Source organism: Phenylobacterium sp. (assembly GCF_036563385.1).
Classification (GTDB): Bacteria; Pseudomonadota; Alphaproteobacteria; order Caulobacterales; family Caulobacteraceae; genus Phenylobacterium.
In genome coordinates this window covers 174,623-196,679 of record NZ_DATCML010000011.1, presented here as the reverse complement: position 1 = coordinate 196,679, position 22,057 = coordinate 174,623, and the positions used below count along the sequence as shown (strand labels likewise).

Sequence of the window (22,057 nt, the reverse complement as noted above, 5' to 3'; positions counted from 1 at the left end):
AGGATTTAGCGCCGCCGCGGGCCCGCGGTCCAGCCTAGCGGTCGTCCGGCCGTACCTGAATTTCGAGAAGCGAACGCCACATCTCGTCGGCGAACTTCACCACCTCCACATTGGCGCGGAAGGCGTGCTTGGCCTCGATCATCTCGACCGTCTCACGGGAGAGGTCGACCGCGGGATCGAAGCCGGCTCGGGCGACGCGGCCGGCCGAGGCGGCGAAACGGCCGCCAGCGGCCACGAGGCCGGTGCGGGCGGTGGAGAGCACGTCCATGGCGCCATCCTGACGCGCGCGCAGTTAAGGCTTCGCGCTTAACCGTGGTAAATGGCGAGGCGGGGAGAGATCGTCAGTCTGGGGGCCGAAGGAGACATCCATGAAGACCCTGTTCCCCCTTGCCGCCGCAGCCGGCCTCGCCATGGCTCTGGCCGCGGGCGCCGTCCAGGCGCAGGCGCCGTCCCGGGAGACGGCCACCACCATCCTGTGCCTGGAAGCCAACGGGCGCTCCGTGCCGCCCGTCTGCACCGTGCCGGCCAGCCGGCTCGATCCGAGGGAGTTCATCTGCCTCTGCAGCGAAGGCGGCATGCGCACGGTGGCCCCGCTCTGCCCGGCCGGGGTGGCCCCGCCGCCGGAGAGCGCCGCCCTGCAGCGCGCCAGGCGTGAAGCCATGAAGGGCGGCACCCTCGTGGGCGGCACCTTCCAGGGCAAGCCGATGTGCGTGGCGCCGCGGACGCCGACCCGCTAGGCGCGGTCGGCGTGGCTGGTCTCGCCCCGGCCCCGGCCGCCCGGCGAGGCCTTCTCGCGATGGACGGTGGTGTTGCCGGCCACCTCGTCATCGACGTGGCTGGCCGCCCCCTTGCCGCCGCCGGCGCCGGCGCTCTTGGAATTGCCGCCGCCCGTCTGGTCAGCCGACTTCGAACCGCCCTTGGTGGGGGTGTTTGGCGAGTCCTTGCGTTGGGCCATGGCCGGTCTCCGGATTGATCCTTGGTCGCGGGACCAACCCGGCAGGTGTGGGCTGCGTTCCGCCCTATTGGCCGAGCGCGGCGTAGACCAGCTTCTGGAACATCGGCAAGGCGAGGCGGCCCCCGGGACGCTCGCTGTTGGCCATCTGGGTGACCGCCTCGGGCCCGAGCGGCATGGAGTCCTGGATCAGGTAGATGGCGACCAGCTCGTTCTTCGGGTCCGCCTGCCACCAAGTGCCGAAGGCGCCCGGCCAGCCGAACGACCCCTCGGGACCCGCGCCCAGGAAGCCGATGTTTGCCGGATCGAGGATCATCGAGACGCCAAGGCCGAAGCCCTGGGCGGTCCAGAACGGCATGCCAAGGAAGAGGTGCGAGCGCTGCTCGTCGGTCAGCCGGTTGGCGGTCATCAGCTCGACCGTCTCGGGCTTCAGCAGCCGCACCCCGTCCACCTCGCCCTTGCCCAGCAGCATGCGGGCGAACTTCAGGTAGTCGTCGGCGGTGGACACCAGGCCGCCGCCGCCCGCCTCGAAAGCGATCGGCGCATCGGTGTGCGGGAAGGAGACGTCGGTCAGCCCCGCCGGGTCGAGCCGGTAGAGGTGCGCCAGGCGGTCGCGATCCTGCGGCGCCACCCAGAAGCCGGTGTCGGTCATGCCGAGCGGACCGAAGATCCGCTGCTGCAGCACTTCGCCGAGCGGCTTGCCTTCGATCCGCGCCACCAGGAAGCCCAGCACCTCGGTGGCGTGGCTGTAGTGGAAGCGTTCGCCCGGCGCATAGGTGAGGGGAAGCGTGGCGAGCTTGGCCAGCCACTGGTCCGGGGTCAGCGGCGTCCCCAGCGGCGGGCCCAGGGTCTTCTCGTAGGCGTAGGCGATCGGGCCTTGCGAGGTGAAGCCGTAGGCGAGGCCCGAGCGGTGGGTGAAGAGGTCCTCCACGGTGATGTGCCGCGGGGCCGGGTAGGTGTCCTCCACGGGGCCGGTGGGGTCCTTCAGCACCCGCATGTCCGCGAACTCGGGCATCCACTTGGTGATCGGGTCCTGCAGCCGGAGCTTGCCCTCTTCCACCAGCATAAGCGCGGCGGCGGAGGTGACCGGCTTGGTCATGGAGGCGATGCGGAAGAGGGTGTCGCGGGTCATTGGCGCGCCGGTGGCGAGGTCGCGCTGGCCGATGGTGTTGACCTGGACGACCTCTCCCTGCCGCCAGAGCAGGGTGACCACGCCGGAGAGCGAGCCCTGGTCGACGAAGCCCTGCAGGGTCGCCGGGATCTGCGCCAGTCCTTGGGGTGAAAACCCGCCGGGAGCCTGATCGCCGTACATCGCATCCTCCTGACCGTCGTTCAGGATCAGGATGCGCAGGGGTGACGCGGCGGCGTCAAGCGCCCCGCGCCCGTCTCACTGCGCGGCGGGCGCCTCGTAGGTGGCCATCATCTCGCCCTTGGCGAGGGTGCGGGCCTTGAGCGCGTTGAGGATCTCCTCGAGCGAGGACTCAGGCCCCATCTCGATCCGGTCGCTCAGGGCGAAGACCTGGAAATAGTAACGGTGCACGCCGTGCCCCTGCGGCGGGCGCGGACCGAACCAGCCGTAGCCGCCCATGTCGTTGCGGCCCTGGACCGCGCCCTGGGGCGTGACCGGGTCCGGGACGTTGCCGATCGCCTCGGGAAGGGCCGTCAGCCCGCCCTCGATGTTCCAGATCATCCAATGGACGAAGGGCAGCTCGCGCGGCGCGTCGGGATCCTCGACGATGATCGCCCAGGCCTTGGCGTCGGGCACGCTCGTCCACTGCAGGGGCGGGGAGATGTTGTCGTGGTAGGCCGAGTGCCGGTCGGCTAGCTTGCCGCCGGGCTCCTGCGCGGTGGACGTGACCACGATCCCGGTGTCGTAGATCGGCTCGACGCGCATGACGGTGATGGACTCGCCGGAATGCTCCGGCTGGTGGGACTGCTCGCTCATTGCTGGTCTCCCTCTGTCACCGGGAAACCGGCGCGCGGGCCGGCCGGTTGCGGGGCCCGAGGCTTTCCCGCAGGGTCAACCTTGCTGCGCCGCGGCATTGTACCGCCGCCTTTGCATGCGTATATGGCGGCTCTGCGGGGCAGGGGCTGGCGATGGCTGGCGCCGCAACGCAGTAACGCGTGATGCAAAGGACGCCTGCGCCCATGCTCGTCACCCTGATGAAGGCCAAGCTTCACCGCGCGACGGTGACCCAGGCCGACCTGGACTACGAGGGCTCCATCGCCATCGACCGGGACCTGCTCGACGCCTCCGGCATCCTGCCGCACGAGCAGGTGGACGTGCTGAACATCACCACCGGCGCCCGCTTCACTACCTACGCCATCGAGGCGCCGCGCGGTTCGCGGGTGATCGGCGTCAACGGCGCCGCCGCGCGCCTGGTCCAGAAGGGCGACAAGGTCATCGTCGTGACCTATGGGATGCTGCCGGCCGAAGAGGCCCGCAACTATGCGCCCACTATCGTGTTGCTGGACGATGCCAACGAGATCAAGAAGGCCGCCTGACCTGAGGAGGGCCGCGCTCGCCGCGGCCCTTGCGCTCGGCGTCGGGGCGCTCGCCGCCTGCGCCCCTGGCGCCCCCGAGGGTACGGACAAGGCCACCCTGGACGAAGCCGTGTCCCGCGCCATCGGCGACCCCAACACCTGCGTGCTGATCGCCCGTCGGGACGACGGCAAGGTGGTCTACCGCTACAACACCGCCACCACCTGCGACCGGTCGCTGCCGGCCTGCGACGGGGCGGCACAGCGCAAGCTGAAGGATCTGCTCCAGCAGGCTGTGGCGGACGGCCAGGCGCGCAACCTGTCCTGCAACACCGCCGCCGACGGCTCGCGCGGGGTCAGCTGGGCCGCCGGGCCGATCCCCGGCCGTCCGTTGGTCTACGCCGCGGTCATGGAGGGGAACCGGGTGTTTCCGGGGCTGATGATGCGCGACCGGCTCTCGCGCGCCTGGACGAGAGCCGGCCTCAGCCCAGAGCGGCCGTGACGCCTAGCGGGCCGCCTCGTAGAGGCCGGTGACGTCCACCCGCACCTTCAGCTCGCCCGGCGCGACGGAGGTGTCGGCCATCTCCTTGCGGAAGCTGGTGGCCTGGACCATCAGCGGCATGGGCGGCGGAACCGGATAGGAGCCCGCGCCCTCGCTGAGCGTCACCAGCCGCACGAGGCGGTGCCCGGTGGCGCGCGCGTAGAGGTCGGCCTTGGCCGCCAGCGCCTTCACGGCGGCTTCCCGCGCCGCGTTCTCGGCGGCGGTCGGATCGCTCAGGCCGAAGCTGATCCCGTGCACCTGGTTGGCGCCGGCGTTCACCGTGGCGTCCACCGCCTGGCCCAACCGCGCGAGGTCGCGGACGGTGACCGTCACCTGGTTCGAGGCCTGATAGCCGGTGAGCCGCGGCGGCTGGTTCTCCGCGTAGCGGTACTGCGGGTTGAGGCTGAGGTTCGAGGTCTGGATGTCGCGCTCGGCCAGCCCGCCGCGGCGCAAAGCCTCCATCACCTGGCGCATCTTCAGCGCATTGGCCTGCATCGCCGCCTGCGCGGTGGGGCTCTCGGTCATCACGCCCAGGGTGATGGTCGCCATGTCCGGGGCGACCTTCGTCTCCCCGTAGGCCGACAGGTTGAAGGTGGTGGCGCGGAACATGCTCTCGGCCGCCGGGGGGGCGGCCTGGGCCAGGGCGGCAGGCGCGGCGGCCGTGGCCAGCAGGGCGGCGAGGGCGGTGGCGCGGAGGAGGGTCTTCATCGGGAGCTCCGAGGGTTTGACTGCGGCCACGCTGCCAAGCGCCACCTGAACGCAGCCTTTAAGCGCCGTGCAGCCCGTGGTAACCGCAGGCCCTGCCGCTGCAGGGGGCCTGTAGCTCAATGGTTAGAGCCGGCCGCTCATAACGGTCTGGTTGCAGGTTCGAGTCCTGCCGGGCCCACCAGCGTTCCGTGGGGGAGCGTCTGACTGAGAGCCGCTGAGGGGCGCTGTCGATCCAGGCCGGCGAAAACGGTGGGCCTTGAGAAGTGGCGCTGGCGGAGCCATCAGGTGATCTCGCCGTGCGTTCCCTCCGGTGAGCCCAGCGCGAGGTGCGCCGGGCGGGAGCCGCACACGACCCAGGAACGAGGACCAGCGGTGTCGGGCGCCATCGATGAACGCGTAGAGCGTTTCGACAGCATAGAGGCGATGGCGACGGCGGCGAGCTGCCGGGTCGTGGACCATATCCGCGCGGGATTTCGCCGGCGGGGGAGGGCTTCCCTGGCGCTGGCGGGCGGGCGCACGCCCTTGCGCATCTACGAGGAGCTCTCCCGCTGGCCCCTGCGCTGGGAATGGGTGGACATCGTGCCGACCAGCGAACGCTGGGTCAGCCGCCTGTCGCTCGAACGGAACGGCGCCGTCATCCGCGCGAAGCTCCTGAAGAACGAGGCCGCGGCGGCCAACTACCACCCGCTGATCGAGCCATGGGAGACGGATCCCGGCCACAACGCGCTGATGTGGGCCACCGCCAAGGCGGAGGAAACGGTCAGCCGTCTCGGCCGGCTGGATCTGGCGCTGCTCGGCATGGGCGCGGACGGCCATGTGGCCTCCCTGTTCGCCGCCAACCCGGCCGCCAGGGCGCTTCTCGATCCGGACGGGCCGCGCAGCTGCCTGTTGACCCCGCCCGCCCCGCCCGGGCCGCGCCAGCCGAGGATCACGCTCACCTTCGCCAAGATCGCCGCGGCGCGTCACGTGGTGGTGGTGATCCGTGGCGAACAGAAGCTCGAGGCCCTGCGGCGGGCCTGGTCGGGGGCGGGGCCGCCCTCCGCGATCGGTGCGCTCCTGCAGCAGCATCGAACACCGGTGGAGGTCCTATGGGCCCCTTAGGTCTCTTGGTCGGGATCCGCCGGCCCGCCCAGGACGGCGGCTGAGGCTCCGGTCCGGGCAGGCTTGAGCCCTGCGCCGGATAGGGCCACGGTCAGGCTCGATTCCGCCGGGGAGGGGCCTGTCTTGCCGATGTTGCGTGGGGCGCGCGCCGGACCCGGCCTGGTCGTCGTCATCTGCTTCTTGATCGCCGCGCTGGAGGGCTACGACATCCAGGCGTTCGGGGTGTCGGCGCCGAAGCTCGCGCCTGAGCTGGGGCTGAACCCGGGGCAGGTCGGCTGGGCCGCGAGCGCCGCCATGATCGGCCTGGTGTTCGGCGCCTTCGGCGGCGGCTGGCTGTCCGACCGGATCGGGCGCCGGCCGGTGCTGACGGTTTCGGTGGCGCTGTTCGGGGTGTTCTCCGTCGTCAGCGCCTATGCGCCCAACTACGAGATGCTGCTGCTGGCCAGGCTGGCGACCGGCGTCGGCTTCGGCGGAGCCATGCCGAATCTGATGGCCGTGGCCACCGAGATCAGCCCGCCGCACCGCCGGGCTGCGACCGTGACCACCATGTTCTGCGGCCTGCCCGCCGGAGGGGCCGCGGTGGCGCTGATCGCCCGGTTTGCGCCGGATCTCGACTGGCGAACCCTGTTCCTGATCGGCGGGGTGGCGCCGATCCTGCTGGCCCCCGTGATCCATCTGTTGCTGCCAGAGACGCGCCCGGCGCATGACCCGGCCGCCGACCACCGGCTGGGCGCCGCGCTGTTCGGCGAAGGACGGCTCGCCGCCACCCTGCTGCTTTGGCTGGTTTTCATGCTGACGCTGGTGGTGCTCTACCTGATGCTCAACTGGCTCCCGAGCCTGGTGATCGCCAAGGGGCTGACGCCACAGGACGGGTCGGCCGCGTCACTGTCGTTCAACCTCGCCAGCATCGTGGGCGCCCTGCTGCTGGGCTTCGTGGTCGACCGCGCAGGTTACCGCTGGCCGCTGACCGTCACCTACGCCCTGCTGGCCGGGGTGATGCTGCTCCTGGCGCAGGCCACCGGGCTCGGCCCGGTCCTGCTGCTCGCCGGCCTTGCCGGCTTCCTGGTGCTGGGGGCGCAGTATGCGCTCTACGCGGTGGCCCCGGTCCTTTATCCGCCGCACGTGCGCGCGGCGGGCGGAGGGGCGGCGATCGGAGTGGGGCGGTTCGGCTCGATCGCCGGGCCGCTGCTGGCCGGGGAGCTGCGGCAGATCGGCTGGAGCGCAGGGGAGGTGTTCGCCCTCATGGCGCCGGTGGTGCTCGCCGCAGGAGCGGCCTGCCTGGCGCTGGGCTTTCTCGGGCGCACGCGCGACGACTGACGTGCCCGGCTGCACGAAGAGAAACGGCCGGAGACGCGCTCGCGCCTCCGGCCGCCTTGCACAGCAGGTCTGCCGCCGTGGGTATCAGCGGCGCCAGCGCTCGTATCGATCGTCGTAGCGGCTGTAGCGCTGCGAGCGGTCCAGGACGTTCTCAATCCGGTTCATCGTCCGGTACACGCGGTCACGTTCCCAGGCGCTGGCCCGGCCCGTCTCGACCCGCCAGGCCAGGGGCTGGTTCACCCGCCACTGCTCGAGCAGGGCGTTGGCCTGGCCCCAGGGAATGCGGCCCTCGTCGGCCGCCCGGCGCAGCTGCCACTCGAGGGCGTCGTAGCGGCCGGTGAACCGCTCGCCTTCGTAGGCGTCGCGCCAGGGTTGGGCCGCCGCTGTCGCGGGCGCCATCGCGGCGCCCATCAGGCCCGCGGCCGCCAGCCCCGCCACTCCGATCGTCTTCAGCGTCTTCATCACAGGTTCCTCGCTTCGGTCCTCGTCCCTCTGCATCGGTCCCTCTGTCTGCGGCGGCCTAAACCCCGCACCCCGCCGCCGTGTTCCAGCCTTGACCGGACGCGAGGCGGCCCTGCTCTCTCCGTACGCCGTGCGGTTTTCTGCGCCCGGGCGCAGGATTTCTCCGGATGCGGATGTCCGGCGGGCGCCTACCTGAGCTGCAGTGTTTCCAAGGAACTTCCGATGCCCACGCTGTTCGATCCGATCCAGGTCGGCGACCTCACCCTGCCAAACCGCATCGTCATGGCGCCGCTGACCCGGGCGCGGTCCGGCCCGGAGCGCGTGCCGGGCCCGCTGGTGGTGGAGTACTACGCCCAGCGCGCCTCGGCGGGCCTGATCCTCAGCGAAGCGACGGCCGTGACGCCGATGGGCGTGGGCTATGCCGACACGCCGGGCATCTGGTCGGACGAGCAGGTGGAGGCCTGGAAGCGGGTGACCGACGCCGTCCATGCCAAGGGCGGCGTGATCTTCATGCAGCTGTGGCACGTCGGCCGGATCTCGGACCCGAGCTTCCTGGGCGGCGAGGCGCCGGTCTCCGCGAGCGCGATCGCGGCGAAGGGGGACGTGAGCCTGCTGAGGCCGAAGCGGCCGTACCCCACGCCGCGGGAGCTCTCCCTCGCCGAGATCGGCGAGGTGGTGGAGGCCTACCGGAAGGGTGCGCAGAACGCCAAGCGGGCCGGGTTCGACGGCGTCGAGCTGCACGGCGCCAATGGCTACCTGCTGGACCAGTTCCTGCAGGACAGCACCAACCGGCGCACCGACGCCTACGGCGGCCCGGTCGAGAACCGCGCGCGGCTGATGCTGGAGGCGGTCGACGCGGCGATCTCGGTGTTTGGCCCGAAGCGGGTCGGCCTGCACATCGCCCCGCGGGGTGACTCGCACGACATGGGCGACAGCGACCCTCTCGCGACGTTCGGCTATGTGGCCCGGGCCATGCGCGAGCGCGGGATCGCCTTCATCTTCGCCCGCGAGCACCTGGGCGAGGGCCGTATCGGGCCGCAGCTGAAGGCCGAGTTCGGCGGCGTCTGGATCGCCAACGAGAAGCTGGACGCCGACAGCGCCCAGGCTCTTCTGGATCGCGGCGAAGCCGACGCGGTGAGCTTCGGCAAGCTGTTCATCTCGAACCCGGACCTGCCGGAGCGGCTGCGCCTGGGCGCGCCGCTGAACGAGTGGCGGATGGAGACCTTCTACGCGCCGGGCCCCGCGGGGTACGTCGACTACCCGGCCCTGCAGCCGGAGCCCGCCTGAGCGCGCCTAGTCCTCGTCCGGCGCGCGGCGGCGGTTTCGCCGGACCAGGAAGACGGCGGCCGCCGTGACGCCGAGGGCCACCGCGACGGCGGTGGTCCGGGCCGTGGGCCCCTGGACGCGGAAGCGGTGGAACCAACCGTCCTCGACGCCCCACCACGAGCGCGACGGCTTGTGGAAGCCGCGCTTGCGGAAGGCGGCGGCGGCCTCGCGCGCGAGGTCGGCCGCGTCGGCCGCCGTGCGGCGGGAGGCGACGATGGCCACGTCCGGCGGCGTGCTGCGCGGATCCTCGTCGATGCGCCAGGTCTCGCGGCGGACGCTGAACACCCGCCCGAGCGGAGCGCGATCGAAGGTGTCGCCGCCGTGCGGCCTGCGGCTCTTGGGTCGTCTGGGCATGGCTTCCGGTTTTCCCCTCGGCAGACAACGCATCGGCGTGCGAAACGGCTCGACCTTCCGGGCGCCATGAAATAACCCGCATGCCCCGCTGTTTGGAGCCGGCATGAACGACTTTGTGGATCTCGTCGGCGCGTCGGGCGCGCCTTACCGCTTCCGGCGGCTGCCGGAGGGCCAGGACCATCTGCGAATCGCGGGAAACTACGCCTGGCTCAGGCCCAAGGGCGAGGCCTTCTCGGTGGCCTTGCTGGGCGTCACGGACGACCTGTCGCAGGCGCGGGCGCAGACGCCGCAGGCGGCCCGGCGGGGCGCGGCGCTCTACACGCGGCTGAACGTGGCCCGCGCGGTGCGCGAGGCGGAGCACGAGGATCTGGTGGCGCGCTACGGCCGCGCCGCTGCGGAGCCGCCCCCCGAATAGGCGGGGCTTGCGCCGCCTGACCGGCGCCTTAGCCTCGCGCGAGCGCAGCGGCCGCCCGCGGGGAAGCCTTGGCCTCGGTCACCATCCATCACGTCGCAGAGCGCGCGGGGGTCTCCATCAAGACCGTCTCGCGGGTGCTCAACAAGGAGCCGAACGTGAAGCCGGCGACGCGGGAGCGCGTGCTCGCCGCGGCCGAGACCTTGCGCTACCGGCCCAGCGTCTCGGCGCGCAGCCTGGCGGGCTCGCGCAGCTACCTGATCGCGCTGTTCTCGGACAACCCGAGCTCCAACTACATCGGCGACATCCAGCGCGGCGCGGTCAGCCGCTGCCGGGAGGACGGCTACCATCTGGTGCTGGAGCCGCTGGACTCCGCCGCGCCGGGCGCGCCGGAGCTGATCCGGGGGACGGTGACCACGCTCAGGGCCGACGGGGCCATCCTGACGCCGCCGGTGTCGGACCGCGCGGCGGTGCTGCAGGCGCTGGACGAGGCGGGCACCCCTTATGTGAGAATCGCGCCGGATCGGGCTCCGGAGCGGGCGGCGCACGTCCGGATCGACGACCGGCAGGCGGCCTACGACATGACCGTCCACCTGATCGAACTGGGGCATCGGGCGGTCGGGTTCATCGTCGGCCACCCGGACCACGGGGCCAGCCACCAGCGGCGGGAGGGTTTCCTGCAGGCCATGGCCGACCACGGCCTGGACGTGCCGGCCAGCCGGGTGGGGCAGGGGTTCTTCTCGTTCAGCTCGGGCTTCGCCTGCGCCGAGGCGATGCTGGACGGCGAGGACCGGCCGACGGCGATCTTTGCGAGCAATGACGACATGGCGCTGGGGGTGCTGGCGGCGGCGCACCGCAGGCGCCTGGGCGTGCCGGCCGACCTGTCGGTGGCGGGGTTCGACGACACCCCGGCGGCGATGACCTCCGTGCCGCCGCTGACGACCGTGCGGCAGCCGATCTTCCAGATGGCGGAGGCGGCGGCCGAGATGCTGATCAACGGGGAGTGGGACCCGGCCGCGGAGGCGGAGCCGCCGTCCAGGCTGCTGCCCTTCGAGCTGGTGGTGCGGGAGTCGACGGCGCGGCCGAGGAGCTAGCGGACTCGGCGTCATACTCACGCAGGACCTCGTCAGACGGGAGATGTTACCGGTATCGGTTTTTTCGTTGACAGCGTTGTCAAGGCTGCGCAGTCTGGTTGGCAGAACAGGGGTCGCGCACGAACGACGACCGGGAGGAGACCGCAAGATGAGCCTGCCTTTCGGCCGCCCGGACGCGCGCGCCTCTGGCGTTGCGACATCCCTCAGCTTTCCGACTTCCCCCGACTGGCGCGGCGGCTCCAACGCCGCGCCGTTCTTTCCGCGGGCGTAGCGGCATGCGGTCGCGACCCTCGAGGACCCGGGCGCTGGCCGGCGCGGCTGCGGCGGCGTTGCTGGCGCTGCCGGCGCAGGGGCAGCCGCAGGGCGTCACCCACCCCGAGCTGTGGCCGAAGGCCCGCAGCACCGGGCTGGTGGACCCGGCCACGGAGGCGCAGGTCGAGGCGCTGCTGAAGCGCATGACCGTGGAGGAGAAGGTCGGCCAGCTGATCCAGGGCGACATCGGCAATGTGAAGCCGGAGGACCTGGCGACCTATCCGCTGGGCTCGGTCCTGGCGGGCGGCGACAGCCCGCCCCTCGGCGCGCCGGACCGCTCGGGCCCGCAGCCGTGGCTGGAAACCGCGCGCGCGTTCCGCGCCGCGGCGGCGGCGCGCCCCGGGGCCAAGGTGCCGCTGATCTTCGGCGTCGACGCGGTGCACGGGAACAACAACGTCATCGGGGCGGTGGTCTTCCCGCACAACATCGGCCTGGGCGCGGCGCGCAATCCGGCGCTGATCCGGCGGATCGGCGAGGTGACCGCGAAGGAGACGGCGGCGGTCGGCGTCGACTGGGCGTTCGGACCGACGGTGGCCACGGTCCGCGACGACCGCTGGGGCCGCACCTACGAAGGCTATTCCGAGGATCCGGAGATCGTCGCGAGCTACGCCCGCGAGCTGGTCCGCGGCCTGCAGGGGCCGCCGGGCGGACCGGCGCTGGCCCGGGGCGGCGTTGCGGGGTCGGCCAAGCACTTCATCGGCGACGGCGGCACGGAGAACGGCAAGGACCAGGGCGACAACAAGGAGCCAGAAGCCGAACTCGCCCGCGTCCATGCCCCGGGCTACGTCTCGGCCATCGACGCCGGGGTGATGACGGTGATGGCGTCGTTCTCCAGCTGGCAGGGCGTCAAGAACCACGGCAACCGCAGCCTGCTGACGGACGTGCTGAAGGACCGGATGGGCTTCGACGGCTTCGTCGTGTCGGACTGGAACGCGCATGGCCAGGTGACCGGCTGCACCAACGAGAGCTGCCCGCAGGCGGTGAACGCCGGCATCGACATGCTGATGGCCCCCGACAGCTGGAAGGGCCTGTACCGCAACACCCTGGCCCAGGCGCGTTCGGGCGAGATCCCGATGGCCCGGCTGGATGACGCGGTGCGCCGCATCCTGCGGGTGAAGTTCAAGGCCGGCGTGTTCGGGCCCCGGCCGCTGGAAGGCCGCCTGGAGCTTATCGGCGCGGCCGAGCACCGGGCGATCGCGCGCCAGGCGGTTCGCGAATCCCTGGTGCTGCTGAAGAACAATGGCGGCGTGCTGCCGATCCGCGCCAACGCGCGGGTCCTGGTGGCGGGCGACGGGGCCGACAACATCGCCAAACAGGCCGGCGGCTGGACGCTGTCGTGGCAGGGGACCGGGAACAAGCCGAGCGACTTCCCCAACGCCCAGTCGATCTGGGGCGGTATCCGCGAGGCGGTCACCGCGGCCGGCGGCCAGGCGGAGCTGAGCCCAGAGGGGCGGTTCACCACGCGCCCGGATGTGGCCATCGTGGTGTTCGGCGAGGAGCCGTATGCCGAGTTCCTCGGCGACCGGCCGACTCTGGAGTACCAGCCCGGCGGCAAGACCGACTTGGAGCTGCTGCGGCGCCTGAAGGCGCAGGGCATCCCGGTGGTCGCGGTGTTCCTGTCCGGGCGGCCGCTCTGGGTGAACCCGGAGCTGAACGCCGCCGACGCCTTCGTGGCCGCCTGGCTGCCCGGCACCGAGGGCGGCGGCGTGGCCGACGTGCTGGTGGGCGACGCCCGCGGCTGGGCCCGCCACGACTTCAAGGGCAAGCTTTCCTTCTCCTGGCCCAAGCTGGCCAGCCAGTACCGGCTGAACCGGGGCGACGCCGGCTACGACCCGCTGTTCGCCTATGGCTACGGCCTGAGCTACCGCGACAAGCGGACGGTCGCCGCCCTACCGGAGGTCTCCGGAGTGACCGGCGTGGCCGCCAATCCCGATCGCTACCTGGTGGGCGGCAAGATCGCCGAGCCGTGGCGGCTGGTGCTGCGCGACGGCGGCGGCGAGGCGCCGGGCGCCGGCGCAGGTTCGGCCAGCCCGCGCGGCGCCGTGACCCTGTCGCTGCCGGACGCCGGCGGCGTTCAGGGCGCTGGCCGCGGCTTCAACTGGAGCGGCCCCGGCGAGGCGGCGATCGTCGGTCCGGCCGCGGACCTGAGCCGCCAGGCGAACGGCGACATGGCGCTGTCGATCACCTACCGCGTCGACCAGCCGGCCACCGGCCCCGTGCGGCTGAGGCTCGGCAAGTCCGCCATCGCGCTATCGCCGCTGCTCGCGGGCCCGACCGGCGAGTGGCGGACGGTGAAGGTGAAGCTCGCCTGCTTCCGCAAGGACGGCGAGGACCTGAGCGCCGTGCAAAGTCCCGTTGCGTTCGAGAGCGCCGGCCGGTTCGGCCTCTCGGTGTCCGAGTTGCGTCTATCGCCCAACCAGAACGACGCCGTCTGCCCCTAGGGGCGAACGGCGGGCGACGGACGCGGGAGTCCATCCGAAGCGTCGCAAATGCCAGCGCTGTCAAAAAACCGCGTTGGCCAACTTGACTGATCAGGAGCCAGAATGATATCGCTACCATAGTCAGAGATAGAGCAGTTCCGGGGCTCCGAATCAGTAATCGGGCGTCGGCTCTGTTGCAGTGCAAAACAAGCCAAAGTCCATCTCGCGCCCGAATCCTTAGGGGGGATCACCCATGAAGCGGCGTCACCGCCTACGCACGTCTGCGTCTTTTGTCGCCCTCTCCGCCGCATTCCTGAGCGCCGGCCCCGTGGCCGCCCAGGAGGTGGAGGAGGTGATCGTCACCGGCATCCGCGCCTCCATCGAGCAGGCGCTCGACATCAAGCGCAGCAACAGCGGCGTGGTCGACGCCATCGCCGCCGAGGATATCGGCCGCTTCCCGGACACCAACCTGGCGGAATCACTGCAGCGCATCCCCGGCGTGGCCATCGACCGGACCAACGGCGAAGGCTCGCAGGTGACGGTCCGCGGCTTCGGCGGCGGCTTCAACCTGGTCACCCTGAACGGCCGCACCATGCCCACGGCCGACGTGCAGACCGTCGGCGGCGACCAGTCGGCCGACACCCAGCAGGGCACCAGCCGGTCCTTCGACTTCTCGAACCTGGCCTCGGAAGGGGTGAACGCGCTGGAGGTCTACAAGACCGGCCGCGCGGCCATCCCGTCGGGCGGCATCGGGGCGACGATCAACGTCCGCACGCGCCGGCCGCTGGACGCCGAACCCGGCCTCTCGGGCAGCATCGGGGCCAAGGCGCTCTACGACACCGGCGTCGAGAAGAGCCTCGAGGACGCCGACAAGATCACCCCCGAGCTGTCGGGCCTGGTGACCTACGCCGACCCCAGCGACCGTTTCGGCGTGACCCTGTTCGGCAGCTACCAGGAGCGGAACTTCACCAGCCGCAGCGCCACGGCGAACGACTGGAACATCCGCACCTACGCCCAGTTCCTGGACCCCACCAACGGCTTCGTCCGCAACAACGGCTCGACCCAGATCACCGGCGCGCCGTCGAGCCCGAGCACGCTGGTGGCGATCCCCAATGACAGCCGCTATCACTTCTCGGAAGGCTCCCGGGAGCGGATGAACGGTCAGCTGACGCTGCAATTCCGGCCGACCGACACCATCACCCTGACCGGCGACGTGCTCTACGCCCGCAACAAGGCCCACGAGCGGCGCAACGACAGCACCAACTGGTTCAACCGGCCGTTCGACCGTGTGACCTTCGACGGCAATCCCACGGTGGCCACCGCGGTCTTCCTGCAGGAGACCCTGAGCGGCACCAAGGACATGGGCTTCGAGCAGCAGTACCGGGCCAACACCGACAGCCTGGAAAGCTACGCCCTGAACGGCACCTGGCAGGCCACGGAGCGGATGACCGTCTCGGTGGACGGCCACATCTCCAAGGCGCGCAGCAAGCCCGGCGGGCGGAACGGGGCGAGCGCGACCCTGGTGGCCATCGGGGCGCCGATCGTCAGCGCCCACTCCGTGGACTTCTCCGGCCAGATCCCGGTGCAAAGCATCACGATCAACGACGCGGCGCCGCGCGGCAACGGCAACGGCCGGCTGGACGTGGGCGACCTGGGCAGCCAGGTGGCGCGCACCTCTTCGCAACGCCAGAGCCAGGAGGTCAAGGAGCTGCGGGTCGATGTCGGCTGGGAGCTGGACGATGGCGGCAGCCGCCTGGACTTCGGCGCCGACGTGCGCAGCTCGCGGATGCGCCAGGCCAACATCAACACCCAGCAGGACCTGGGCAGCTGGGGCATCTCCAATCCGCGGGACGTGTCGCAGTACGCCGGCAACCTGGTCCGCGAGTTCTGCCTGGCCTGCAAGTTCGACGACTTCGATCCGAACCAGACGGGGGCGGGGCTGGTCTCGTTCCGAGCCGACGCCATCGACCTCTACAACGCCCTGTCGCCAGTCTACGCCCAGCGCGGCAACGCGGTCGGGATCATCGAGCAGAACAACAACAAGGTCGACGAGGACATCTGGTCGGTCTACGGCCAGCTGACCTGGAAGGCCGAGCTGGTCGGCCGGCCGGCGAGCGTGGTGGCCGGCGTCCGCTACGAGCGGACCGAGGTGGAGTCCATCTCGCAGATCCGCACCCCGCAGGCCGTGGTCTGGACCGCCGACAACGACTTCCGGATCGACACCTCGGATAACTTCCAGCCGATCTCGGGGGAGGGCAAGTACAACAACCTGCTGCCGTCGCTCGACTTCCAGATGGAGCTGATGGAGGACCTGATCGGGCGGGTGTCGTTCAGCCGCACAATCGCCCGGCCGGACTATGGCGACCTGTTCGCCTCGGTGACCATCGAGGCGCCGAACCGGCCGGTGGCCAACGGCGCGATCCCGATCGGCCGGCGCGGCAACCCGAACCTCCAGCCGCTGATCTCGGACAACTTCGACGTCGCTCTCGAGTGGTACTACAAGCCCGGCAGCTTCCTTTCGGCCGGCGTGTTCGAGAAGCGGGTCAACAACTTCGTCGGCACCGGCACCTTCAACCAGAACCTGTTCGACCTGCGCGACCCGAGCTCGGGCGCTCCGGGCACCCGCTCGGGCCAGGCCCGCGCGCTGCTCACCTCGGTGGGCGCCGACCAGACGGACGTGAACCTGTTCACGGCGACCGCCCTGATCATCCAGACGGGCTCGGTGGCCACGGCCACCACCCAGTTCCAGGCCAACCGGCGAGTGAACCCGAACGGAACCCTGGGCGACCTGAACCAGGCCTTCGTGGACCAGATCCTGGCGTCCATCGACATCCCGGCGAACGCCAGCGATCCGCTGCTGACCTACCAGGTCTCCCAGCCGATCAACACGCGCTCGGCGAAGATCTGGGGCTTCGAGATCGCCGGCACCCACTTCTTCGGCGAGACCGGCTTCGGGGTGGCGGGCGCCTACACCTTCGTGGACGGCGACATCGGCTTCAACGTCGCCTCGGACCCCGGCCAGGACCAGTTCGCGCTGCTGGGCCTCAGCGACACGGCCAACGTGACGCTGATCTACGAGAAGCACGGCATCTCGGCCCGGCTGACCTGGAACTGGCGCGACAAGTTCCTCACCGACATCAATCGCGGCGGCAACCGCAACCCGGTGTTCGTGGCGCCCTTCGAGCAGGTGGACTTCAACGTCAGCTACGACATCAACGAGCGGATGGCGGTGTCCTTCGAAGGGATCAACATCCTGGAGGAGAGCCTCCGGACCTATGCCCGCGACGAGAACCAGCTCTGGTTCGCCCAGGAGCTCGACACGAGGTACCTTCTCGGCCTGCGGTACCGGTTCTAGCCTCCCCTGAGGGCTGGTCCGGAGGACGGGGAGAGGCCGCTGACCCCAGCGGCCTCTTTCGTCCCGTCTGGGGAGTGGAAGGCGCGTATGGCGAACCGGGTGCTGCTGAACAACGTCGACCACGCGGACCTGCGGGTGATCGCCCGCCACGGCCCCGAATTCGGCGACGCGGTGAACCAGGTGCTGGTGCTGCCCACCGAGTTCGAGGCGGTGCAGCGGGAGTATCCGATCTTCTTCCGCCGGGACGCCAACGGCGAGCTGCAGGCGGTCGCCTTGCTGGGTCTCGACCGCGACGAGAACCTGTTCCTGGACGGCGGCGGCTGGAACGCCCGCTACGTGCCCGCGGTGCAGCAGCGGGGGCCGTTCTCCATCGCGCTGGACGGCGGCGGCGAGGGCGGGCCGATGATCCATGTGGACCTGGACCACCCGCGGGTCAGCCGGACGGAGGGCGAGCCCCTGTTCCTACCCGCCGGCGGGCACGCGCCCTACCTGCAGCAGGTGAGCCGGGTGCTGGGGACCATCTACGAGGGCCTGGAGGTGAGCCGGCCGTTCTTCCAGGCGCTGCAGCAACTGGACCTGATCGCCCCGGTGTCCGTCGACGCCGAGCTGGGCGACGGGCGCAGCTACGAGCTGCCCGGCCTGCACACCATCGACCACGAGCGGCTGTCGGCGGTGCGCGGGGCGGACCTCGAGCGGCTGCATGCGTCCGGCCTGCTGCGGGCGGCGCACATGGTGCTGGCGTCCATGGGGGCCATGCCCGGCCTCATCGAGGCCAAGCGGCGGCGGCTGGCGGCCGCATGAGCCCGGCGCCGCGACCAGTGGCGGCCGTCAGCGGGGTCCGGCCGCAGGATCTGGCGCTGGACGAAATCCTGACGTCGCAGACGCCGACAGTGTTCAGGGCCATGGCCGCGGACTGGCCGCTGGTGCGCCAGGGCCGCCAGTCGCCGGGCGCCGCGATCGCGTGCCTGAAGAGCTACGACGCCGGCCAGCCGGTGGTGGGCTACACGGGCGCGCCGGAGATCGGCGGGCGGTTCTTCTACGACGAGGGCATGACCCGGCTAAACTTCAAGGCCGAGTGGGTGGCGCTGGGCGCCTTCCTCGACCGCCTGGCCGCGAGCCTGGATGAGGCCGAGCCGCCGTCGCTCTACATCGGCTCCACGGACGTGGACGCCTACCTGCCCGGGCTGCGGGCCGAGAACGACCTGGGGCTGCCGGCGTCGGCGTTCGGGGACCAGCCGCCGCTGGTCAGCATCTGGATCGGCAACCGCACGACGGCGGCGGCGCACTACGACATGTCGAACAACATCGCCGTCTGCGTGGCCGGTCGGCGGCGCTTCACGCTGTTCCCGCCGGACCAAGTGGCGAACCTGTATCCCGGCCCGCTGGAGCCGACGCCGGGCGGCCAGGTGGTCAGCCTGGTGGACTTCCGCAGGCCCGATTTCGAGCGGTTCCCGCGGTTCCGCACGGCCCTGGAGAACGCCCAGGCAGCCGAGCTCGAGCCCGGCGACGTGCTCGTCTATCCCGCGCTCTGGTGGCACCAGGTGGAGGCGCTGGAGCCGTTCAACATCTTGGTGAACTACTGGTGGAATGCGGGGCCGGCGTTCCTCGACAGCCCGCAGGTCACCCTGCTGCACGCCCTGCTGAGCCTCCGCGACCGGCCCGAGCACGAGAAGGCCGGCTGGAAGGCCCTGTTCGACCACTATGTGTTCGGCCCGGCGGACGCCGCCGGGGCGCAGATCCCGCAGGCCGCGCAGGGGCCGCTTGGCCCGCTGGACGAGATGCAGGCCCGGCGGCTGCGGGCCCAGATCCTCAATCGCCTGAACAGATAGGACGGCCGCACGGCCGGGGAGACGCCCATGCAAGGTCAGGTCGTGAAGAAGGTGGTGGTGGCCGGCGGCGGGACCGCAGGCTGGATGGCGGCGGCGGCGCTGGCTCGTCACCTGGGCCGGCTGGTCGAGATCACCCTGGTGGAGTCCGACGAGATCGGCACGGTGGGGGTGGGGGAGTCGACCATCCCCACGGCGCGGACCTTCAACCAGCTGCTGGGCATCGACGAACGCGAGTTCATGCGGGCCACCATGGCCAGCTTCAAGCTGGGCATCCTGTTCGACGACTGGTCGAGGCTGGGTGACCGCTACATCCACTCCTTCGGCCAGGTGGGGAAGGGGACCTGGCTCGCCGGCTTCCACCACATGTGGCTGGAGGCCCGGGCGCAGGGCTTCGGCGGCGAGCTGGGGGACTACTGCTACGAGCTCAAGGCCATGGAGGCGCGGAAGTTCGCCACGGGCGAGGGCCACACGCTGAACTACGCCTATCACCTGGACGCCACCCTCTACGGCAAGTTCCTGCGGGCCATGGCGGAGAAGGACGGGGTCCGCCGGGTGGAGGGCAAGATCGCCCGGGTCGAGCAGGACCCGGAGAGCGGGTACGTCCGGGCGCTGGTGCTGGAGCGGGGCGAGCGCGTGGACGGCGACCTGTTCATCGACTGCACCGGCTTCCGAGGCCTCCTGATCGAGCAGACGCTGAAGGCGGGCTACGAGGACTGGAGCCGCTGGCTGCCGACCAACAGCGCCATCCCCCTGCAGACGGTCTCCGTGGGCCCGGCCGTCCCCTACACCCGCGCCATGGCGCACACCGCCGGCTGGCAATGGCGGATCCCCCTGCAGCACCGGGTGGGCAACGGCCTGGTCTACTGCAGCGAGTTCATGAGCGACGACGAGGCGAGCGCCTTCCTGCTGAGCCAGGTGGAGGGCGAGGCGCTGATGACGCCGCGGGTGATCCGCTACGTGACGGGCAAGCGCCGGACGAGCTGGGACAAGAACGTGGTGGCCCTGGGCCTGGCCAGCGGCTTCGTGGAGCCCCTGGAGTCCACCTCGATCCACATGATCATGATCGGGGTGCTGCGGCTGATGCAGCTGTTCCCCTTCCAGGGGATCAGCCCGGCGCTGGCCGAGCGCTTCAACCGGCTGCAGGACGCGGAGCTGGAGGCGATCCGCGACTTCATCGTCCTGCACTACAAGCTGACCGAGCGGGACGACGCGCCCTTCTGGCGGCATGTGCGCGACATGCCGGTCCCGGACTCGCTGGCGCACCGCATCGAACTGTTCCGGGAAGGCGCCCAGGCCTACCAGGCGGCGGGCGAGCTGTTCCAGGTGGACTCCTGGCTGCAGGTGATGCTGGGCCAGCGGCTGGAGCCCGAAGGCTGGCACCTGGCAGGCCGGCTGATGCCGCCCGCGCAGCTGAAGCAGGCCCTGTCCGACCTGAAGGGCAATATCGCCCGGGCGGTGGAGCGGCTGCCGAGCCACCAGCAGTTCCTCGACGGCTATGTGGGCGCGCGGACGGCCGAGCCCGCCTGAGGCCTAGGGCAGGGCGGGGGCTTCGGAGGCCCTTCCCGGGAACTGCGGCGGCCGCTTCTCGAGGAAGGCGGCGACACCCTCCCGGACGTCGGGGCCGGCGCCCAGCTGCATGGCGAGCGCGCCGTCGACCTTCAGCAGGTCGAACGGGTCCGGCTGGCCGGCGTAGCGCCAGAGCATCTGGCGGGTGAGCGCAATGGACACCGGGGCGGTGGTCTCGGCGATCTCCAGGGCGATCTCGCGGGCGCGGGCGAGCAGCCGGTCCTGCGGGACCACCTCGCTGACCAGGCCGCCGTCCCGGGCTTCATCGGCGGGGAACAGGCGGCCCGACAGGCACCAGCGCAGCGCCTGGGGCAGGCCGACCAGGCGAGGCAGGAACCAGGCGCTGCCGGCCTCGGGCACCAGGCCGCGGCGGGCGAAGACGAAGCCGAACTTCGCCGCCTCGGCGCAGATCCGGATGTCCATGGGCAGGGTCAGGGTGACCCCGACGCCTACGGCGGGGCCGTTGATGGCGGCGATGGACGGCTTGCGGCAGTGAAAGATGGCGCCCACGAAACCCGCGCCGCCGCCGCCGCCGCTGCGCGGCCGGTCCGGGGTGGCGAAGGCCACCGAGCCCTCGGCCTGGCTGTCGAACGCGCCTGCGCCCCCTGAGATGTCCGCGCCGGCGCAGAAGCCGCGGCCGGCGCCGGTGACGATGATCACGCGGACCGCGTCGTCGGTGTCGGCCCGGCGGAAGGCGTCCTCGAGCTCCGCGCCCATGACGGCGGTGTAGGCGTTGAGCTTGTCCGGCCGGTTCAGGGTGAGGGTGAGGATCGGGCCTTCGATCTCGTAGAGCAGGGTCTCGTAGCTCATGGGCGGCTCCGCTGCGGCCGGTTTGCCCGAACCGTCCGCCGCCGGACGCCACGTCAGTCCAGCGCCCTAGGACCACGCCTTCCGCCCAGGGCGCCCTATCAGTTTCGAGAGCTTGGCGACGTGGCGGAGCTGGGGGACGGTCGCTTGAAAAGCCCGGCGCGACACGCCGGCGGCCGTTCCCGGGAGGCGGCATGGTCACTTCGGTCACGCGGGCGGCGGTCGCCCCGCTCGGCGAGCTGGAGCCGCGCAAGCGGCCCAGGCAGGCGCGCTCGCAGGCCACCTTCGCCGCCATCGTCGACGCCTGCGCCCAGATGCTGGCCCACGGCCGCTACGAGGCGCTGACCACCAACGCCATATCCGAGCGGGCGGGGGTGAGCATCGGCACGCTCTACGAGTACTTCCCGAACCGGGAGTCGATCGTCGCCGCCCTGGCGGCGGAGTCCTGCCGCCGGCTCGTCGTGCGGATGGCGCAGGCGGTGGAGGAGACGGTGGGCCTGGCGCCCTTCGCGGGCGTGGAGCACCTGATCCGAGCCGGCGTGGGGGCGCTGCGGGCGCCGGAGAACGTGTTCACCGTGCTGCTGAAAGAGGCGCCCTTCGTGCTGCGGCTGCCGGCCTTCCAGGAGGCGCGGGCGGCCCTGACCGAGCTTTGCCAGGATATCCGGGTGCGCTCGCCCACCCGGCTGGAGCTGCCCGAGCCGCAGGCCGACACCTGGCTGATCTCGCAGATGCTGTTCAGCGCCATGCTGGAGATCGCCTTCCTCGAGGGGCCGCCCGGCCGCCGGGCGGTGCTGGAGCACGAGCTCGCCCGGCTCACCTTCCGCATGGCGCTCGGGCGCGATCCCGTCGCCGGCGAGATGGCGTCCGTTTCCGAGTGATCCGCCCGCGGCAGGCGCGGGAGAACCCGAGTAGGCCGCTCGGGTAATCGGCCGGACACTTCCTCCGGGAGGGGGCCTCCGCCACGCGGGCGCCGCCCTGCTGCAGGCCCGAGGAACGCGACCACAAGCGTCCCGGCCAGGG

General features: G+C 71.2%; 22 protein-coding genes and 1 tRNA gene. 15 read left to right on the top strand and 8 right to left on the bottom strand.

Features of this window, described 5'->3' with window-relative positions; all coding sequences use genetic code 11:
- Positions 1–34 precede the first annotated feature (34 nt).
- Entirely contained in the window at positions 35–268 is a 234-nt protein-coding gene (locus tag VIL67_RS09075) for a flagellar basal body rod C-terminal domain-containing protein (RefSeq protein WP_332048555.1), read from the bottom strand.
- A gap of 100 nt (positions 269–368) precedes the next feature.
- On the opposite strand from VIL67_RS09075, the gene VIL67_RS09070 reads away from it, so the two are divergent.
- The gene (locus VIL67_RS09070) at positions 369–737 is read left to right on the top strand and encodes a hypothetical protein (RefSeq protein ID WP_332048554.1); all 369 of its coding nucleotides are present in this window, start codon (positions 369–371) and stop codon (positions 735–737) included.
- Here VIL67_RS09070 and VIL67_RS09065 read toward each other — a convergent pair.
- The 3 genes from VIL67_RS09065 to VIL67_RS09055 all read right to left on the bottom strand — a co-directional run bounded on the left by VIL67_RS09065 (position 734) and on the right by VIL67_RS09055 (position 2,897).
- Positions 734–955 (bottom strand): hypothetical protein, encoded by a 222-nt coding sequence (locus VIL67_RS09065; RefSeq protein ID WP_332048553.1) that lies wholly within the window; start codon positions 953–955, stop codon positions 734–736. The two genes, VIL67_RS09070 and VIL67_RS09065, sit on opposite strands and share 4 nt — an antisense overlap.
- Before the next feature lie 64 nt (positions 956–1,019).
- Positions 1,020–2,264: a serine hydrolase domain-containing protein gene (locus VIL67_RS09060; protein ID WP_332048552.1), complete on the bottom strand. Its 1,245-nt coding sequence runs from the start codon at positions 2,262–2,264 to the stop codon at positions 1,020–1,022.
- A 75-nt stretch (positions 2,265–2,339) separates the two neighbouring features.
- Entirely contained in the window at positions 2,340–2,897 is a 558-nt protein-coding gene (locus VIL67_RS09055; RefSeq protein WP_332048551.1) for a YbhB/YbcL family Raf kinase inhibitor-like protein, read from the bottom strand.
- Between the two features lie 203 nt (positions 2,898–3,100).
- On the opposite strand from VIL67_RS09055, the gene panD reads away from it, so the two are divergent.
- A complete protein-coding gene (gene panD / locus VIL67_RS09050; protein WP_332048550.1) occupies positions 3,101–3,457 on the top strand; it encodes an aspartate 1-decarboxylase in 357 nt (118 codons plus the stop codon).
- Positions 3,458–3,566: 109 nt separating this feature from the next.
- The gene (locus VIL67_RS09045; protein ID WP_332048549.1) at positions 3,567–3,935 is read left to right on the top strand and encodes a hypothetical protein; all 369 of its coding nucleotides are present in this window, start codon (positions 3,567–3,569) and stop codon (positions 3,933–3,935) included.
- Between the two features lie 3 nt (positions 3,936–3,938).
- Here VIL67_RS09045 and VIL67_RS09040 read toward each other — a convergent pair whose 3' ends face one another.
- On the bottom strand, positions 3,939–4,682 hold the full coding sequence (locus VIL67_RS09040; RefSeq protein WP_332048548.1) for an SIMPL domain-containing protein: 744 nt from the start codon (positions 4,680–4,682) through the stop codon (positions 3,939–3,941).
- 105 nt (positions 4,683–4,787) lie between these two features.
- Between VIL67_RS09040 and VIL67_RS09035 the strand changes: the two genes are divergently transcribed.
- The 3 genes from VIL67_RS09035 to VIL67_RS09025 all read left to right on the top strand — a co-directional run bounded on the left by VIL67_RS09035 (position 4,788) and on the right by VIL67_RS09025 (position 7,100).
- Positions 4,788–4,863 (top strand) — tRNA-Ile (locus VIL67_RS09035).
- Positions 4,864–5,105: 242 nt separating this feature from the next.
- A complete protein-coding gene (gene pgl, locus VIL67_RS09030) occupies positions 5,106–5,783 on the top strand; it encodes a 6-phosphogluconolactonase (RefSeq protein ID WP_332048547.1) in 678 nt (225 codons plus the stop codon).
- Positions 5,784–5,912: 129 nt separating this feature from the next.
- The gene (locus tag VIL67_RS09025; protein WP_332048966.1) at positions 5,913–7,100 is read left to right on the top strand and encodes an MFS transporter; all 1,188 of its coding nucleotides are present in this window, start codon (positions 5,913–5,915) and stop codon (positions 7,098–7,100) included.
- Between the two features lie 84 nt (positions 7,101–7,184).
- Here VIL67_RS09025 and VIL67_RS09020 read toward each other — a convergent pair whose 3' ends face one another.
- Entirely contained in the window at positions 7,185–7,562 is a 378-nt protein-coding gene (locus tag VIL67_RS09020) for a hypothetical protein (RefSeq protein ID WP_332048546.1), read from the bottom strand.
- Positions 7,563–7,784: 222 nt separating this feature from the next.
- On the opposite strand from VIL67_RS09020, the gene VIL67_RS09015 reads away from it, so the two are divergent.
- Complete coding sequence (locus VIL67_RS09015) at positions 7,785–8,849, top strand: alkene reductase (RefSeq protein ID WP_332048545.1); 1,065 nt, start codon at positions 7,785–7,787, stop codon at positions 8,847–8,849.
- A 6-nt stretch (positions 8,850–8,855) separates the two neighbouring features.
- Here the strand turns inward: VIL67_RS09015 and VIL67_RS09010 are convergent, their stop codons facing one another.
- On the bottom strand, positions 8,856–9,242 hold the full coding sequence (locus VIL67_RS09010; RefSeq protein WP_332048544.1) for a hypothetical protein: 387 nt from the start codon (positions 9,240–9,242) through the stop codon (positions 8,856–8,858).
- 103 nt (positions 9,243–9,345) lie between these two features.
- On the opposite strand from VIL67_RS09010, the gene VIL67_RS09005 reads away from it, so the two are divergent.
- From VIL67_RS09005 to VIL67_RS08975, 7 genes are all read left to right on the top strand, one after another.
- On the top strand, positions 9,346–9,657 hold the full coding sequence (locus tag VIL67_RS09005; protein WP_332048543.1) for a hypothetical protein: 312 nt from the start codon (positions 9,346–9,348) through the stop codon (positions 9,655–9,657).
- A 68-nt stretch (positions 9,658–9,725) separates the two neighbouring features.
- A complete protein-coding gene (locus tag VIL67_RS09000) occupies positions 9,726–10,748 on the top strand; it encodes a LacI family DNA-binding transcriptional regulator (RefSeq protein ID WP_332048542.1) in 1,023 nt (340 codons plus the stop codon).
- A gap of 275 nt (positions 10,749–11,023) precedes the next feature.
- The gene (locus tag VIL67_RS08995) at positions 11,024–13,501 is read left to right on the top strand and encodes a glycoside hydrolase family 3 protein (protein ID WP_332048541.1); all 2,478 of its coding nucleotides are present in this window, start codon (positions 11,024–11,026) and stop codon (positions 13,499–13,501) included.
- Positions 13,502–13,733: 232 nt separating this feature from the next.
- A complete protein-coding gene (locus tag VIL67_RS08990; protein ID WP_332048540.1) occupies positions 13,734–16,835 on the top strand; it encodes a TonB-dependent receptor in 3,102 nt (1,033 codons plus the stop codon).
- An 87-nt stretch (positions 16,836–16,922) separates the two neighbouring features.
- Positions 16,923–17,636 (top strand): SapC family protein, encoded by a 714-nt coding sequence (locus tag VIL67_RS08985; protein WP_332048539.1) that lies wholly within the window; start codon positions 16,923–16,925, stop codon positions 17,634–17,636.
- Positions 17,633–18,664, top strand: a complete 1,032-nt coding sequence (locus tag VIL67_RS08980; protein WP_332048538.1) for a cupin-like domain-containing protein — start codon at positions 17,633–17,635, stop codon at positions 18,662–18,664. Before VIL67_RS08985 ends, VIL67_RS08980 begins: the two co-directional genes overlap by 4 nt.
- A 27-nt stretch (positions 18,665–18,691) precedes the next feature.
- A complete protein-coding gene (locus VIL67_RS08975) occupies positions 18,692–20,191 on the top strand; it encodes a tryptophan halogenase family protein (protein ID WP_332048537.1) in 1,500 nt (499 codons plus the stop codon).
- Between the two features lie 3 nt (positions 20,192–20,194).
- On the opposite strand, the gene VIL67_RS08970 is transcribed toward VIL67_RS08975, so the two are convergent.
- Positions 20,195–21,040: an enoyl-CoA hydratase-related protein gene (locus tag VIL67_RS08970; protein WP_332048536.1), complete on the bottom strand. Its 846-nt coding sequence runs from the start codon at positions 21,038–21,040 to the stop codon at positions 20,195–20,197.
- A 191-nt stretch (positions 21,041–21,231) separates the two neighbouring features.
- Between VIL67_RS08970 and VIL67_RS08965 the strand changes: the two genes are divergently transcribed.
- Positions 21,232–21,915: a TetR/AcrR family transcriptional regulator gene (locus VIL67_RS08965; protein ID WP_332048535.1), complete on the top strand. Its 684-nt coding sequence runs from the start codon at positions 21,232–21,234 to the stop codon at positions 21,913–21,915.
- Positions 21,916–22,057 lie beyond the last annotated feature (142 nt).

What these genes read in the sequence shown, in the direction of transcription:
- VIL67_RS09075 (WP_332048555.1), bottom strand. Translation starts at nt 268, where the DNA reads ATGGACGTGCTCTCCACCGCCCGCACCGGCCTCGTGGCCGCTGGCGGC.
- VIL67_RS09070 (WP_332048554.1), top strand. Translation starts at nt 369, where the DNA reads ATGAAGACCCTGTTCCCCCTTGCCGCCGCAGCCGGCCTCGCCATGGCT.
- VIL67_RS09065 (WP_332048553.1), bottom strand. Translation starts at nt 955, where the DNA reads ATGGCCCAACGCAAGGACTCGCCAAACACCCCCACCAAGGGCGGTTCG.
- VIL67_RS09060 (WP_332048552.1), bottom strand. Translation starts at nt 2,264, where the DNA reads ATGTACGGCGATCAGGCTCCCGGCGGGTTTTCACCCCAAGGACTGGCG.
- VIL67_RS09055 (WP_332048551.1), bottom strand. Translation starts at nt 2,897, where the DNA reads ATGAGCGAGCAGTCCCACCAGCCGGAGCATTCCGGCGAGTCCATCACC.
- panD (WP_332048550.1), top strand. Translation starts at nt 3,101, where the DNA reads ATGCTCGTCACCCTGATGAAGGCCAAGCTTCACCGCGCGACGGTGACC.
- VIL67_RS09040 (WP_332048548.1), bottom strand. Translation starts at nt 4,682, where the DNA reads ATGAAGACCCTCCTCCGCGCCACCGCCCTCGCCGCCCTGCTGGCCACG.
- pgl (WP_332048547.1), top strand. Translation starts at nt 5,106, where the DNA reads ATGGCGACGGCGGCGAGCTGCCGGGTCGTGGACCATATCCGCGCGGGA.
- VIL67_RS09025 (WP_332048966.1), top strand. Translation starts at nt 5,913, where the DNA reads ATGTTGCGTGGGGCGCGCGCCGGACCCGGCCTGGTCGTCGTCATCTGC.
- VIL67_RS09020 (WP_332048546.1), bottom strand. Translation starts at nt 7,562, where the DNA reads ATGAAGACGCTGAAGACGATCGGAGTGGCGGGGCTGGCGGCCGCGGGC.
- VIL67_RS09015 (WP_332048545.1), top strand. Translation starts at nt 7,785, where the DNA reads ATGCCCACGCTGTTCGATCCGATCCAGGTCGGCGACCTCACCCTGCCA.
- VIL67_RS09010 (WP_332048544.1), bottom strand. Translation starts at nt 9,242, where the DNA reads ATGCCCAGACGACCCAAGAGCCGCAGGCCGCACGGCGGCGACACCTTC.
- VIL67_RS09005 (WP_332048543.1), top strand. Translation starts at nt 9,346, where the DNA reads ATGAACGACTTTGTGGATCTCGTCGGCGCGTCGGGCGCGCCTTACCGC.
- VIL67_RS08995 (WP_332048541.1), top strand. Translation starts at nt 11,024, where the DNA reads ATGCGGTCGCGACCCTCGAGGACCCGGGCGCTGGCCGGCGCGGCTGCG.
- VIL67_RS08990 (WP_332048540.1), top strand. Translation starts at nt 13,734, where the DNA reads ATGAAGCGGCGTCACCGCCTACGCACGTCTGCGTCTTTTGTCGCCCTC.
- VIL67_RS08985 (WP_332048539.1), top strand. Translation starts at nt 16,923, where the DNA reads ATGGCGAACCGGGTGCTGCTGAACAACGTCGACCACGCGGACCTGCGG.
- VIL67_RS08980 (WP_332048538.1), top strand. Translation starts at nt 17,633, where the DNA reads ATGAGCCCGGCGCCGCGACCAGTGGCGGCCGTCAGCGGGGTCCGGCCG.
- VIL67_RS08975 (WP_332048537.1), top strand. Translation starts at nt 18,692, where the DNA reads ATGCAAGGTCAGGTCGTGAAGAAGGTGGTGGTGGCCGGCGGCGGGACC.
- VIL67_RS08970 (WP_332048536.1), bottom strand. Translation starts at nt 21,040, where the DNA reads ATGAGCTACGAGACCCTGCTCTACGAGATCGAAGGCCCGATCCTCACC.
- VIL67_RS08965 (WP_332048535.1), top strand. Translation starts at nt 21,232, where the DNA reads ATGGTCACTTCGGTCACGCGGGCGGCGGTCGCCCCGCTCGGCGAGCTG.